Here is a 15,593-nt window from a genome sequence, read left to right on the forward strand (position 1 = left end):
AGGTAGGAACAACCATGAATAACAATTATAAATCACGACAGGAAAGGCGTCATCAAGCCAATCCGAAAAATAATAAGAAAAAACCTCCAAATTCGAAAAAAGGGATATTGAAAAAAGTAACAGCCCTCCTTCTCGTTTTTGGATTAATTGGAATTACTGCAGGAGCAATCGCTGTTTTTGCAATCATAAGTAATGCTCCTGAGTTAAACCCGAAAGCACTCGAAACACCTGTTGCTTCCAAGCTTTACGATATGAATGGTGATGAATACGGGATGCTGTATTCGGATGAAAAACGGATTCGCGCAAATTTAAGCGATATACCTGAAGTTGTTCAAAATTCCTTCGTTGCTGTCGAGGATGTTCGATTTTATGATCACTTCGGTATTGATATCCGAAGAATCGGTGGAGCAGTAATTGCCAATATCACTGAAGGTTTTGGTGCTGAAGGCGGAAGTACGATTACTCAACAGGTCATTAAAAACACACTATTGACGAATGATAAAAAAATCACTCGGAAAATAAAGGAAGCGTATCTCGCCATCAAACTCGAGCAAAGATACTCGAAGGATCAAATTTTAGAAATGTACTTGAACAAAATCTATTTTGGTCAAAGTGCATGGGGCGTTGCAACCGCAGCTGAAACATATTTCGGAAAAGAAATCAGTGAGCTTAAACTGCATGAAGCGGCACTCCTTGCCGGTTTACCAAAAGCACCTAGCTATTATGATCCATTCGAAAACCCTGAAGGGGCTGAAGAACGGAGAAATATCGTTCTTTCCCAAATGGAAAAATACGGATATATTACGAAGGAACAGTATGAAAAAGCAAAATCTATTCCGGTTACAGAATATGTTAAAAAGCCTGATCCTGAAAAACAAAATGATCCTTACAACACGTTCGAGGCCCAAGTCATGGAAGAAGCAGCCAAGATGGCCGGCTTCGATGATCCAGGAAAGGTCAAATCTGCAGGGCTCGAAATTTATACGACCCTGAACCCGAAAGCGCAAGATGCAGTGGAAGAAGCTTTGTACACAGATACGATCATCGCTCAGAAAAATATCAAGGGTGGACTTGTTCTAATGGATACTCAAACAGGTGCAGTCCGTGCTATCGGCAGTGGTCGGAAAAATCAAATGAGCAGCTATTATGCGACCCAGCTGAAACGACAACCTGGATCTACCATCAAGCCGATTCTCGACTACGGTCCTGCGATCGAGCACATGCAGTGGCCGACTTACAAACAAGTCAGTGATGAGGATATCGTTATCAACGGCCACGAATTCCATAATTATGATAACGAAAACCATGGTACGATGTCGATTCGCAGAGCATTATATGAGTCATACAACCTCCCTGCCATTCATACTTGGCAGGATGTCGGCGCTGACAAAGCAGAAGAATTTGCAGAGAAACTTGGCATAGAAATCGATGATAAACATTACAGTCCATCTTATGCGATCGGTGGCTTCCGTGAAGGCCCTTCTCCGATGGAGCTAGCTGCTGCATATGCTGCATTCGGGAATGAAGGGGTTTACAATGAACCTTTCACGGTTACAAAAATCAAGTTCCCTGATGGGCGCGTTATTGAGAAAAAGTCCAATCCTGAGGTAGTGATGGAAGAATATACTGCTTACATGATTACGGATATGCTGAAGGACGTCATGACAATCGGAACGGCAAGAGATGTGAATTTGAACTTCCCTGTTGCTGGTAAAACCGGAACGACAAATTACGGTTCAGAAGTTCCTGAAATCGAAGGAGAAACGAAGGATGCTTGGTTCGCTGGATATTCAACAGAATTGACAGCCGCAATCTGGACCGGTTTTGACAGCTATGAAGATAAAGAAGGAAACTTTCAATATTTAACGGGAAAAACGGATGATTACTCGAAACAGATCTTCGAATATGTCATGGAGCGCGCAAGCAAGGACCTAAAGAATGCAGATTGGAAGCGTCCTAAATCAGTTGTCGAAGTTCCGATTGAAAAAGGAACAGGAAAACGTGCAAGCGAATTTACACCGGACGATCAAATCCGAATGGAACTTGCAGTTGAAGGGACTGATCTTCCTAAGGTATCTGAAAAATACTTCAAAGTCGAAACACCAAAAGACTTTAAAGCGAAATATGATAAAAAGAAACATGAAGTGAAGCTGAGTTGGAAATATCCAAAGGAACTGCTTGATAAGGGAATTACCTTTAAAGTCCTCTACTCTATGGACGGAGCAGGCTATCAAGAGTTAACTAGCCAAAGTGAAATGGAGCTCGTTGTCCAAAACATCGCGCCTGGCACAACATACAACTTCCAGGTCGTAGCAGTCGATCAAGGACGTAATAAGGAAAGTGATCCTGCGACGGTTCAGGTTAAAACTGAAAAGGAAAAGGATAGTTTGCCGGATCTACCAGGTGATGGTGATGGAGAAGGCGACGATGATGGTAATGGCAACGGCGGAGGCAATGGTGGAACCGATGGAACCGATGGTGGTGAAGGTGGTACTGGAGACGGAACCGGTGATGGAACAGGTACAGGTGAAACCGGCGGCACCGGAGATGACGGTGGCACCACACCGCCTTCCGGATCTGGTTTATTGCCCCCATCAGGCCGTGAAGAATCTTAAGGAGTTTTTCTGCTACATGAAAGGAACGGATCGATTGGATCCGTTCCTTTTGCTTTTCATTTTTTTATTTGAAATCGATCTTGTAATAGGACCCAAAGCGGCGGGTACGAAAAAGCCAGGTTCCAAAATGACATCCCGGCAATCCCAAGCCTTTTCAACAGTTCAAATTTTGCCGCATAGCTTCTTAAATCCTCAAACCAGACGATGTGCTCTTTGCCATTTTGATCATAATACGTATAGAATGGAGCTTCATCCTCTTGATTGTATTGAATCTCAGTCCGTTGTGTATAGGCTAACCGAGTTGCCTGTGGGATACTTAATGCTTTAGCAAACTCTCCACCTTCTACAAATGGAAGTGTCCAATCGTATCCGTACAGGTTCACACCCATCATTACCTTTTCCTTCGGAATTTCAGAAATCGCATAGCGCAATACCCTTTCTACTTCTGGAAGTGGACTGACTGGCATTGGCGGTCCTCCACTCCATCCCCATTCGTACGTCATAATAATGACATAATCTACAATTTGCCCATGCGCTTTATAATCATGCCCTTCATACAACACACCTTCTTGAGTCGCACTCGTTTTAGGCGCGACTGCAGTGGAGACGATATATCCTTGTGGCCTCATGCGTTGTACAAGCCTTCTCAAAAACTGATTATAGCGTTCCCTGTTTTCGGCACCGAGAAACTCAAAATCTACATTTACCCCAGTGTATCCTTTTTGTTGCATGAGCGTAAGTATGTTGTTGATCAACGTAGTTTGAATTTGTTGACTTGATAAAATCGTAGTCGCTAGCTCTGTACTGAAGTCAGCCCCCTCTTTGATGTTCGTTATCGTCAAAATCGGCCGGACACCGGTCGACTTTGCAACTTGCAGCAAACGATCATCGTTTTCAAGCTGCCTCAGATTCCCTTGTGCATCAACATGATAACTGAAAACTGCGAGCCAGCTTAACGCTTTCGCAGCATCACGGGCATTCGCAATTGTCTCTTCATAGGGTTCTGCATAAGCATTTACGATTGTGGGTGTCTTAGCCCTCTCAGGAATGCGCAGTACCTGCCCAGGATATAATACACTTCCCTGAAGTTGCGGGTTTGCACTTTGAAGCTCTTGCACCGTTACACCTGTTTTTCTTGCTATACTAAAAAAAGAATCCCCCTGCTGAACGGTATACCGGTTTTGTGTTGGAATAAGCAACGTCTGTCCGACTGCGAGCTGTCCAGGTTGCTCTAATCCGTTGATATCCACAATCCTCTGCCACGGTATTCCATAAAGCTGTGAGATTCCCCATAACGATTGTCCTTGTGCGACAACATGGATTTGCATGGACGAACCTCCTCAAAACGTCATCATGCTACTATCCTATGTTCTCTTTACTTGTCCATATGCTGTTTTTTTACCTGACAAGAATCAAACAGTGACCTTGACTTTTCTCATCCGCTTCTGTCCTTCACGACAAAGATAAAGGAGCGGACAAGCATCACATTGAGGGTTCTGAGCCTTACAATGATATCGTCCGAAAAAGATAAGACGATGGTGGGTTTCAGACCATTCCTCCTTCGGGATTTTACGCATCAGTGTTTTTTCTACCTCAAGCACACTATCCTTCCACTTAGAGATTGCAAGGCGTTTTGAAACCCGTTCAACATGTGTGTCCACGGCAATGGCCGGTTCGCCAAATGCCACTGAAACGATTACATTCGCCGTTTTCCGTCCAACTCCTGGCAACTTGACGAGCTCGTCCCTCGTTCTTGGAACATCACCACCATATTCGTGGATTACCATTTCAGAAAGCTTGCGAATGTTTTTACCTTTATTACGAAAAAGTCCTATTGAGCGGATATCATTTTGAAGCTCCTCTAACGGAACTGCTAAATAATCCTCTGGAGCTTTGTACTTTTCAAACAATCCTGGCGTTACTTTATTGACAAGGGCATCTGTACATTGAGCAGATAACAAAACGGCGATGGTCAATTCAAAAGGGTTGGAATGATTCAGCTCACAGTGTGCCTCAGGAAACATTTCTCCCATCGTATCTAATACTTCACGGATTTGTTTTTTCGTCAACATCATATCTCGTCCTTTTTACGTAAAATTGAGTTCCATACATTTCCTCAAGTTGCGAGAAGCAGGCAGAAGACGCATGTCGTAACCTGACGCTATCATTGCTCAAGCCAATTATAATATGGAAAATCGGATGTATTCGACTCACTTTTTGTATCCTTGCGCTGATAGCGATGACGGCGGAACTTTTCCCCGTACTGCTTTGCGTCCTCAACAGTCTGGATACCATTCTTTTTCCACTCAAATAAGATACGATCGATATAGCGAAAGTTCAACTTTCCTGATAAAACCGCTTCTTTCAAAGCTGCGATGATCAGTTCAACCTTATGGTGATCTTGATCGATCCATATCGCCAACGTTTCGCATTCAATCGGTGATAGTGGTCGTCCGAACTCTTTTTCCACGATTGAGTAAATTTGGGTTTCTTCTTCTATTTGTTTGTCTTTTGCGGCACCGACTTGTTGTTCTTCTATTATACGGATCAATTTGTCCCAAAGTGGTTCGAGTGTATACGTTTCGGAAAACATCTGCTGATCCGGATCTTGATGCTCCTCGATCTTCAGCAAGCCTTTCTGAATGCATGTCCTTAACAATTGCATACATTGGTGCGAAGAAATCGTCATTCTAGACGATATCTGTTCAGGGGTTGGAAAGTAGTTGCCACTTTCAATGAATGAATGCATATGTAAAAGAACCATCATCTCATCTTCCTTAACACCTAGTCGATGATAGTTCATCAATAATACGTTCGGAATCGCGATCGTACCTGCTTGTATCCAATTTAAAAAACTTTCTCGTTTCATTTACTACACCTCAATCATATTATAACAGACCTATTGATTAGAAATGAGAGGAAATCCATATATCTTCTTAAAACAGCCGGCAAAAGAAAAGGATGACCCCTTGATGGAGCCATCCAGTTTCACCTTTTGAATTTCCTTAAGGATACAGACGATTTAACAAGCGCGGGAACGGAATGGATTCGCGGATGTGTTCGATACCTGAAATCCATGCCACCGTCCGTTCTAATCCTAGTCCAAACCCTGAGTGCGGCACGCTACCATATTGTCGAAGCTCCAAGTACCATTTATAAGCATCAGACGTAAGGTCATGTTCTTCATAACGTTGTTTCATCAATTCTAAATCATCGATACGCTGACTACCGCCGATGATTTCTCCATAGCCTTCCGGAGCGATCAGATCCGCACAAAGTACGACATCATCCCGGTTCGGATCAGGTTTCATATAGAATGCTTTAATGTTCTTCGGATAATTCGTAATAAAAACTGGCTTGTCGAAGCTTTCAGCGATTGCCGTTTCATGCGGAGCTCCGAAATCCTCTCCCCACTCGATATCATCAAAGCCTTTTTTCTTCAACAGCTCAATTGCGTCGTCGTACGAAATCCTTGGAAACGGCGCTTTGATCTTTTGGAGCTTTTCGAGATCACGGTCAAGTGTTTGCAGCTCGATCGAGCAGTTTTCCATGACAGATTTGACCATATATGTTACATATTGCTCCTGGATTTCGAGGCTTTCATCATGTTCAACGAATGCCATCTCGGGTTCAATCATCCAGAATTCAATCAAATGACGGCGTGTTTTTGATTTTTCGGCTCGGAATGTTGGACCGAATGAGAAAACTCGTCCGAATGCCATTGCAGCAGCTTCCATATAAAGCTGGCCGCTTTGTGACAAGTAGGCATCCTCATCAAAGTATTTTGTGTTGAACAATGTTGTCGTTCCTTCTGCAGAGCTGCCAGTCAGAATAGGCGGGTCGATTTTAACAAACCCCTCTTTATTGAAAAATTCATATGTAGCACGGATGATTTCGTTACGAATTCTCATAATCGCATGCTGCCTTTTCGATCGTAACCAGAGATGACGATTGTCCATCAGGAATTCAGTCCCGTGTTCTTTTGGAGTAATTGGATAATCCGTTGATTCATGGAGTACTTCAATTCCTGTCACAACAAGCTCAACACCTGTTGGCGAACGATCATCCTTCTTTACGGAGCCTGTTACATATAAGCTTGTCTCCTGTGTGATTGACTTTGCTTGCTCCCACACGTTATCATCAACTTCGCTTTTAACAACGACACCTTGAACAAACCCGGTTCCATCCCGTAGCTGCAGGAAAGCAATCTTCCCGCTTGAGCGCTTGTTCGCAAGCCATGCGCCGATCCTTACTTCTTTATCGATATGGTCACGTAATAATTGTATTGTCGTTTTCACGTTAAACTCCCTCCACCTTGTCCATACACATTCTATAACGCATACATTATAAACATTGCTTGTTATAGTTTACATGAAACTTAATTGATTAGACAACCTAACTTGCTTATTTCCGGTGCTTTTCCATAAAGCTTTTGATCCGTTTCAACGCTTCCTCAAGAATGGGTAGCGAAGTTGCATAGGATAGTCTCACATTATCCGGTGCACCGAAGCCGCTTCCTGGTACGAGGGCTACTTTTTCATACTCGAGCAGTGCTTCGACCCATTTGTCGACATTTTCAAAGCCTGTCAACCGAATCGCTTCTGTTACATTTGGAAATAGGTAAAAGGCTCCCTTCGGCTTTTCACATTTAAATCCAGGGATCTTTACTAACAAGTCATAAACATGATTTAACCGCTGTTCAAAAGCCTGATTCATTTCAGCGACTGGTTCTTGTGAGCCATCATATGCTGCGATTGCTGCATATTGGGCGATTGAAGTCGGATTGGATGTACTATGACTAACTAGATTCGTCATCGCTTGGATTACATCTCTGTTCCCTGCCGCATATCCGATCCGCCAGCCGGTCATCGAATGAGATTTCGAAACACCGTTTATAATGATAGTTCTCTCCTTTAGTTTGGGAGAAAGCTGGGCGATGGACATATGCTGTTCACCAAAATAGACGAGCTTCTCATAAATCTCATCCGAAATGATTAAAAGATCATGCTGCACACAGATATCCCCAAGCGCCTGTAGCTCTTCCTTCGTGTAGATCGCTCCAGTCGGGTTCGATGGCGAGTTGAGTATGACTGCTTTCGTCCGAGGTGAAATGCTATCTGCAAGCTGTTCCGGTGTTATCTTAAACCCATTTTCTTCCTTACCTTCAACATGGAGGGGTGTGCCTCCTGCAAGCTTGACTTGTTCAGGGTAACTAACCCAGTATGGTGTCGGAACAATAACCTCGTCACCTTCATCCAATAATACTTGAAAGAGCGTATACAACGCATGCTTGGCGCCTGTAGTTACTATGACTTCCCCTGGTTCGTACGAAAGCTGCTGATCCTCTTCAAACTTCCGGATGATACTTTGTTTCAACGGCATCAAGCCCCCGGAAGGCGTGTACTTCGTGTATCCTTCGTGCATCGCCTTTTCAGCTTGCTGAATAATGTGTTCAGGTGTATTGAAATCCGGTTCACCTGCACCTAAACCGATCACGTCATGTCCTTCTGCTTTTAATGCGTTGGCCTTTGCGGTGATCGCCAAGGTACTTGATGGTGTCAGTGCTTTAACTCGATTTGCTAACTTCATTGATTTTTTCCTCCATACATACTGTTTTAAATTCGATAAAAAACATCACTGTTTAGGACGTCTGATTCATGCGATATTCCTTGAATAAGGAACCATCTGAAAAACGGATATAATGAAAGGTGTACGTATCATCATCCTCTTTATAAACAATTTCCCAAACTGGGGTGAAGTTTGAAGATGTCGTATATTTTTCAAGTCCAAGATGAATGGATATCAACTTTTCTGGATGGAGCTCTTCTGTAACGTACTGTTTCACTTTTGTCTTGTTCCAGCCTTCGTCTGCGTTGATTGTCCGCTCCTCACCTTTTTTGACGGGTACAAACACGTACATCTTTTCTTGGTCGATGTTCGTTTGGATGACTTGATACGAGCCATACGAGCCATAATAATGTTCGATATCCTGTACATTGTTAAAGCCATATTCTTTTTTTGCTGCAGCTATCGCCTTATTTTGCTCTTCTCGATGATCCTGGATTACATAATAATAATACGAAATTCCAATCCCAGTAGTGACAAAGAACATTGTTGCGAGTATATATATCCACTTTTTCATCAATATCACCTATGTACGGTATATAGTAAAAACCATCATTTCGTCATCTTCCTGATCAAGAGCGAGTCCGAACATCAAGTCCTCATGCTTCAAAGTTCGGTTGAGCGCATCGACTATTTTATATAAATCCTTTGATCTTTCTACCTTGACCGTTGAAAGGACTTCGATTTTACTTTCCATTGTTGCCACTCCCCAATAATTCTTCCTTCTTTTTTCAAACATAAGTTGGTCGTTGCAGGACAAACTAACGTTACAAAGCAAATCAGTTTCCTACTGAATGCAAAAAACTTTTCCTTCCCTGACACCTATACGCTGATTCATTCGATGAGACAAACCTTTTCCAATTCTTGGTTTGTTATTCATCGGCTGAGTCAGTGTTTTTTATTCCTACCCAGTTTATTTTCAATGATAGGGTGGATTTTTTCAACAGGTTCATGAAAAATCTCAAGATTGCAGCGCCAAATCGGGTGCTATCAGTGGTACAGTTGTGATTTTATATTCGGAATCATTGCATTTGACCATTACGATCCCTTGTTTAAACGGTAATAAGATTTCAGTCCAATGCTCCTGCAAACGTCTAGAGACGTCATCACTCACATTATAACCTTCTTTTTTAAAAATGACCGCTATTTCTGAATCTATGTGGTTCAATAGGTGTTCACTCGTGCCAAAATAATGACCAAACCCGCCAACCTTAAGCAATTCGGTGTCACCGATCCCTTGCGAGATGACCGCTTCATCTGCTTCTTTACTTGCAACTCCCATATATAAGAATTGGTGCTTTTTATACTTTAAAACCAATGCCAATCCACCTTCGTGAAACTCCTTCCGATCTTCAATGTATGCAACATCAATCTTTAACCCATTGAATACTGTAAACGTATCATTTTGTTTCAGCGGGAGCACTTGTTCGTCGTTTACACTGAATTGCTGTACAAATTGATCCCTGGATTGCTCTGCGAGATATATTTGTTTAACTTTCATATGCTTAAGGAGCCATGGCAAGTTACCGGTATAAAGCTTCCCGACGTTCGTAAAGATAAGTGCATCAATCTTTTCGACTCCGAAAATCGACAATTGTTGACGAAATTGCCTTTTAGAACTTAGGCTTCCCGTATTGATAAGTATATTCTGTCCCTTATGATTTTGAATCAACGTCGATTCACCGCTGGATAATTCAAGGAAGGAAAACACCACTTCTCCTGATTTCAAATTCAAATCAAGATCTTTGATCACATTTCCACCGGTTTTTTCGACCATAAAAAGATCCGGAGCAATTTCATCCGGAAATCTGCTGATTGTAATCATGAACAGAAATAAAACAAACAAGACCACTGGCTTACGATACACTAATGATCCCCCCGACATCGTGTGTTTTCTATAGTGTATGCGGCTTATCCGTTCTTAACCTAACCAGTCTTTCAAATCATCGAGGAGACTGTACATATCATCTTGCTTGACTGGTACATCCGGTAGAGAACCAATGAACATTTTCCCATATTTTGTTGTAACAATCCTGCGATCGAATACAAACACAGCTCCATGGTCTGAAGAAGTCCTGACAAGCCTTCCGAATCCTTGTTTAAAACGAATGATCGCTTGTGGCAATGAAAGCTCCATGAACGGGCTTTTTCCATCCTGTCGAATTTGTTCGCTACGAGCTTCCATAACAGGATTATCTGGAGGCGTAAATGGTAAACGGACGATAACGAGACAGGATAAATCGTTACCTGGTATGTCGACCCCTTCCCAAAAACTGCTCGTGCCAAATAAAACAGCTCGGTCCATTTGCTTGAAGTTTTTCGTCAATCTTGCCCTGCTGCCGCTATCGATTCCTTGGCCAATTAAAGAAAAGTCTTCAGGCTCGGTTATGTCTTTAAACCGATAATACGTCTTTTTCAGCATGTCATAGCTTGTGAAGAGAACGAGCATACGACCATCTGTAATATGTGCGATTTGATAGATCGATTCAGCAATAGTAGCCGCATAGTCAGCGGTAGAGACATCCTTGATCATCGGTAAATCGGTGGGAATCATGATTTTAGCTTGTTTCTCAAAATCGAATGGTGAAGGTAGCTGGAGTGTCAGTGCTTCCTCTATCCCAAGCCGACTCCGAACATAATCAAACCGATTCCGAATCGTCAATGTAGCTGAAGTAAGGATGATACTTCGTTTTTTCGCAAAAAAATCTTTTGTAAGCCGTTTGGAAATGTCAATTGGCTGATTATAAATTGAAGCAGCATTGCGGGCTCCACCAGCATCCGTTTCAATCCAACATACTTCATCGTCATTCGTTGAAAGAATCATATGTGCTAAGGCATTTCGTTCTTCATCTAGACGATTGAGAAGTCCTGTATAATCGACGAGAACACCCCGTTGTGATACAGTTAAATGCTCTTCCTTCATCTGTGCTTCCTTCATCAGCTTTTGACACGTTCGCAAAAAATCATTGATATGCATCTGTACTCTTGCCAAAACTTCTTTAATCTCAATGTACCATGAGGCATCTGCTTCATTTGACTGAAACCGATAGCTGATTTTACCGACCTCTGATTTAGAGCGGTTTTTACCGACAACATACGATTTGATCATGCTGAAAAGCTGATCAATCTCAAATTTCAATTCCTTCAGTGGCTCTGTGATGCTCTTCTTCGTAAATCGGATTTCGCTTTGCGTGAGAATCTCAGCGAATTTCCCCCAAAGACTCATCGGTGATTGTACATCAGCACCGAGCCGTTCAAGCAGACGAAGAAACGAAAAGTAATCCGTCTTCATGCCGAAATAATCGCTGGCGACATCCTCCAGGTGGTGTGCCTCATCGATCACTGCTTCTTTATAGGATGGTAAGAGTGCATGGTCATTCACAAGGTCAGTGAACAGCAATGCGTGGTTCGTGATGACAACTTCCGCCTCCATCGCTTTTCGTTTTGACCGATGATAAAAACATCTGGAAAACCAAGGGCATTTATGATTCAAACACGAATTCGAATCACTTTTTACCTGATGCCAAAACAATTGGCCACCAGACGGTAGATTCAATTCTTCAATATCTCCTTCGTCTGTTGTTGTCAACCATACGAGGATTTGCGCCTTCGCAAGCAGTACATCATGATTATTTTCATATAGCTGCTCTAATTGCTGCTCGAATTTCCGTAAACATAAATAATGGTTTCGCCCTTTTAAAACGGTCGCTTCAAAGTCAAACGGAACGAGCTTTTGCAAAAGTGGGATATCGCGGTCTAACAGTTGTTCTTGCAATTGAATCGTATGGGTGCTCACGACAAATGGACGGCCTGTTTGTCTCGCATGAAGAAGTCCAGGAATTAAGTAACCGAGGGATTTACCGATACCGGTCCCTGCCTCGATCAAGGCGTGCTCTCCATTGGAGAGGGCTTCGTCAACAGCCTTCATCATCGCTTCCTGGCCATCCCGCTTTTCATAATTCGGCATCGATTCCGCAAGCTGTGCCAAAACAGAATTGTAGTCGCCGATTGAATCATCCATATCCGTGACCGACTCAGACTCCTTCATTTGTTGAAGGACAAGCTGGCGGTAAATATCAAGTCCCTCCACCTCATCCTCAAGCAGTCCCATCTTAACCTGAATCTTGTCCTGAACGATATCGGCAAAGTCACTTTTGAGTCCGACCAATAACGGGTGCAATCGTTGCAGAGTCAATAGTGCCAACGTATCAAGACGATCTAATAATTGGATGAAAAGATGTCCTGTTGCTTCTGCATCACTATCAGCCTGGTGAGGATTTTCGTGGCTGAGTGAAAGAAGTTCGGATAGCTGCGATAACTTATATGAATCAAGATTCGGCATTAAAATTCTCGTAAGCTCTACTGTATCGAGTGCTGTCCCTCTCCACTCAAAATAGCCTGCATTCACCAGTTCTGCATTTAAAAAAGGAAGATCGAACGAAATATTATGTGCGACCAAATAAGCCCCGTCCATCATTTGGAGCAGCTTTGGGGCAATTTCCTCAAATAAAGGGGCATCTTCAACTTCGCTCTGATCAATTCCTGTCAGCGAAGTTATGAAAGCGGGAATCGGCGAGTTAGGATTTACAAAGGACGAAAACCGCTCGACGATGGTCCGATTTTCAACGACGACGAGCCCGATCTGTATGACACGGTCACCATTTTTCGGAGAATGACCGGTTGTTTCTAAATCTATAACTACGTAACGTTCACTCATATTTTCACCTCTATTAACCGCATAAAGCGATTAAAACACGTGTTCTGCTTCTAATACTCCTTTTACATTTTACGCTTCAACAACTGATTCTGCAATGTAGAAACGAGAAACTGTATCTGAGTAATTTGCAGATTTAAAAATAGAAGTGCTCTCGTTGAATAAAATGTGCGAAGTTGAAAATTTCAAATAAAGAAAACTTGGCAAGCGCCAAGCCTTAGCGTAGGCCGATCGCCCTAGTTACGCTTATACTATAGAAAGTATTTTTATACTTTCTTAACGTGCAAAAAAGTGCAGATCACCTTTTCAGGTCCATCATGCACTTTTTTTGATCAACCTTATAAAACTGTCCCAGCCGTTTCATAAGAAAGGCGTTCAGTGATCCTGTTGTTTTCATCCATAAGAAGGATCGATGGTTGATGTTTACGGGCATCTTCCTCTGTCATCATTGCGTAATTCAGGATGATGACGATATCTCCCTCTTGTACGAGTCGTGCTGCTGCACCATTTAAGCAAATCGTACCGCTTCCCCGTTCACCCGGAATAATGTACGTTTCAAATCGCTCACCATTATTATTGTTCACGATCTGTACTTTTTCGTTCGGGTACATATCGGCCGCATCAAGAATGTCCTCATCAATCGTTATACTTCCTACGTAGTTTAAGTTCGCTTCTGTTACTTTTGCTCTATGAATTTTCCCTTTTAACATGGTGCGAAACATGGTGATCTCTCCTCCTGTATCTTTATAAGTCAATTTCCGATTTTTTAATGATAATATTGTCAATCAGCCTTGCTTTTTCAAATTGGTACGCAATCGCGATAATTATCGTTTGATCGAGCGACTCGATCGGCTTAAGCTCAGGATAGCTTAATATTTCCGCATAATCGAGATGGCCATGTTCGATGCCTTCAAGGCTATACACCAATTTCTTTTTTACGCTTTCTACCGACTCGCCAGTCAATACAGCCTTCCGAGCTGTTAAAAGCTGATCATACAATCGTGGTGCATCCTTACGTTCCGCATCTGACAGGTTTACATTACGGGAGCTTTTAGCAAGTCCGTCTTCCTCTCGAACAGTTGGACAGGCAACGAGTTCTATCGGAAAATTAAAAGCCTCGATCAGGTCATGTACGATTGCAACCTGCTGTGCATCCTTCTGACCAAAATACACTCGATCAGGCTGGATAATATGAAAAAGCTTCGTTAAGACGGTCACGACTCCATCAAAATGTCCAGGTCTCTTTTTTCCGCATAATACGTCAGTGCGTCTCATTACGGTTAATTGACAACCTGACTCTGTCGGATACATTTCATCCTTGTTTGGAACGAATATCGCATCGACACCATAAGTGTTGACAAGAGCCTTATCTCGCTCGAAATCTCTCGGATACTGGTCATAGTCTTCATTCGGCCCGAACTGAAGCGGATTTACAAAAATACTGGCGATTACGTAATCACACTCTTCCCTTGCCTTTTCCAAAAGCGAAGCATGTCCTTTATGAAGATAGCCCATTGTTGGTACAAAGCCGATTGTAATGTCTCGATGTTTTCTTTCTTTGATGTACTGTTGCATATTGTCAATGTGCTTTATTACGATCATACTATCCTCCATATAATGATGAAAGTACTTCTTCTTTCATAGTAAATGTATGTTTTTCTTCAGGAAACCGTCGTTCTCGAACATCGTCCACATAGCCTTTAATGGCCTGGTCAATATCAGTGGCCACATTCGTATATTGCTTTACAAACTTTGGTACGTGGTGTTTACCGTACCCGATCAGGTCATGATAGACGAGAACTTGTCCGTCCGTGCCAACCCCTGCACCGATTCCGATTGTTGGAATGGATAGAGCATGACTGACTACCTCTCCTAGCTGACGGGGAACACATTCGAGAACGATTGCAAACGCCCCAGCACGTTCAACCGCTTTTGCGTCCTCAATCAGTTGTTCAGCCGCCCTTGCATCTTTCCCTTGAACTTTATAACCTCCGAGAACAGCTACAGATTGAGGTGTGAGACCAAGGTGGGCAACGACTGGCACTCCGGCTTGTGTAAGCCGTTCGATGCTAGTGATCACCTCACCAGCTCCTTCAACTTTAACAGCATCAGCACCTGCTTCCTGCATAATTCGTGCAGCATTGGAGAGCGTATCGGAAACAGTCGTGTGATAGGACATGAACGGCATGTCTGTTACGACGAATGTATTTTGTGCTCCTCTTTTTACTGCTTTCGTATGATGTACCATATCATCCATTGTGACAGGAATCGTCGAATCATACCCAAGTACGACCATTCCAAGGGAGTCTCCTACCAGAAGCATATCCACCCCTGCATCTTCTGCAAGTTTTGCAGATGGGTAGTCGTAGCTTGTCAGCATGACGATTGATTCCTTTTTTTCTTTCATTTTACGAAAATCGCTCGTTTGTTTCATAAAAGTTCCTCCTTTTTTTAATCAGAGGAAGATGAAAGCAGCTGTTTATGGTTTTGAATCTTATGGTAAGTACAAAACCATAAAAAAACCTTCTTTCAGACAGAAAGAAGGACGGCTGACTTTTATCCCTCTGTCCATGTCCTTCGTTTACGGATCAAGGCAGATTGATTTTGAGTTTTAGTGCGTAACCTTTGAGTGCAGTTCG

At 42.7% G+C, this 15,593-nt stretch carries 13 protein-coding genes; 1 reads left to right on the forward strand and 12 read right to left on the reverse strand.

Features of this window, described 5'->3' with window-relative positions:
* Window positions 1-14: 14 nt before the first annotated feature.
* Complete coding sequence (locus MOJ78_RS12160) at window positions 15-2,615, forward strand: penicillin-binding protein 1A (RefSeq protein ID WP_304977607.1); 2,601 nt, start codon at window positions 15-17, stop codon at window positions 2,613-2,615.
* A 56-nt stretch (window positions 2,616-2,671) separates the two neighbouring features.
* On the opposite strand, the gene MOJ78_RS12165 is transcribed toward MOJ78_RS12160, so the two are convergent.
* The 12 genes from MOJ78_RS12165 to panB form a co-directional block, all read right to left on the reverse strand.
* Window positions 2,672-3,943 carry a glycoside hydrolase family 18 protein gene (locus MOJ78_RS12165; RefSeq protein WP_304977608.1) on the reverse strand — a complete coding sequence of 424 codons (1,272 nt, stop codon included), beginning with the start codon at window positions 3,941-3,943 and terminating at the stop codon, window positions 2,672-2,674.
* Between the two features lie 84 nt (window positions 3,944-4,027).
* Window positions 4,028-4,687 (reverse strand): endonuclease III, encoded by a 660-nt coding sequence (gene nth / locus MOJ78_RS12170; RefSeq protein ID WP_304977609.1) that lies wholly within the window; start codon window positions 4,685-4,687, stop codon window positions 4,028-4,030.
* A 92-nt stretch (window positions 4,688-4,779) separates the two neighbouring features.
* Window positions 4,780-5,484, reverse strand: coding sequence for a DnaD domain-containing protein (locus MOJ78_RS12175; RefSeq protein WP_304977610.1), 705 nt, complete (start codon window positions 5,482-5,484; stop codon window positions 4,780-4,782).
* 136 nt (window positions 5,485-5,620) lie between these two features.
* Window positions 5,621-6,913, reverse strand: a complete 1,293-nt coding sequence (gene asnS / locus MOJ78_RS12180) for an asparagine--tRNA ligase (RefSeq protein WP_304977611.1) — start codon at window positions 6,911-6,913, stop codon at window positions 5,621-5,623.
* Between the two features lie 106 nt (window positions 6,914-7,019).
* On the reverse strand, window positions 7,020-8,204 hold the full coding sequence (locus MOJ78_RS12185; RefSeq protein WP_304977612.1) for a pyridoxal phosphate-dependent aminotransferase: 1,185 nt from the start codon (window positions 8,202-8,204) through the stop codon (window positions 7,020-7,022).
* Window positions 8,205-8,256: 52 nt separating this feature from the next.
* Window positions 8,257-8,757: a hypothetical protein gene (locus MOJ78_RS12190; protein WP_304977613.1), complete on the reverse strand. Its 501-nt coding sequence runs from the start codon at window positions 8,755-8,757 to the stop codon at window positions 8,257-8,259.
* A gap of 9 nt (window positions 8,758-8,766) precedes the next feature.
* Window positions 8,767-8,937: a YpmA family protein gene (locus MOJ78_RS12195; protein ID WP_304977614.1), complete on the reverse strand. Its 171-nt coding sequence runs from the start codon at window positions 8,935-8,937 to the stop codon at window positions 8,767-8,769.
* 264 nt (window positions 8,938-9,201) lie between these two features.
* A complete protein-coding gene (locus MOJ78_RS12200) occupies window positions 9,202-10,107 on the reverse strand; it encodes a ComEC/Rec2 family competence protein (protein WP_304977615.1) in 906 nt (301 codons plus the stop codon).
* A gap of 54 nt (window positions 10,108-10,161) precedes the next feature.
* Window positions 10,162-12,957: an ATP-dependent DNA helicase DinG gene (gene dinG / locus MOJ78_RS12205; protein WP_304977616.1), complete on the reverse strand. Its 2,796-nt coding sequence runs from the start codon at window positions 12,955-12,957 to the stop codon at window positions 10,162-10,164.
* 335 nt (window positions 12,958-13,292) lie between these two features.
* Window positions 13,293-13,676, reverse strand: coding sequence for an aspartate 1-decarboxylase (gene panD / locus MOJ78_RS12210; protein WP_304977617.1), 384 nt, complete (start codon window positions 13,674-13,676; stop codon window positions 13,293-13,295).
* 22 nt (window positions 13,677-13,698) lie between these two features.
* The gene (panC, locus tag MOJ78_RS12215; protein ID WP_304977618.1) at window positions 13,699-14,556 is read right to left on the reverse strand and encodes a pantoate--beta-alanine ligase; all 858 of its coding nucleotides are present in this window, start codon (window positions 14,554-14,556) and stop codon (window positions 13,699-13,701) included.
* Window position 14,557: 1 nt separating this feature from the next.
* Complete coding sequence (gene panB, locus MOJ78_RS12220; RefSeq protein ID WP_304977619.1) at window positions 14,558-15,388, reverse strand: 3-methyl-2-oxobutanoate hydroxymethyltransferase; 831 nt, start codon at window positions 15,386-15,388, stop codon at window positions 14,558-14,560.
* Window positions 15,389-15,593 lie beyond the last annotated feature (205 nt).

It is taken from the genome of Alkalihalobacillus sp. AL-G (genome assembly GCF_030643805.1).
In the GTDB taxonomy this organism is placed as follows: Bacteria; Bacillota; Bacilli; order Bacillales; family Fictibacillaceae; genus Pseudalkalibacillus.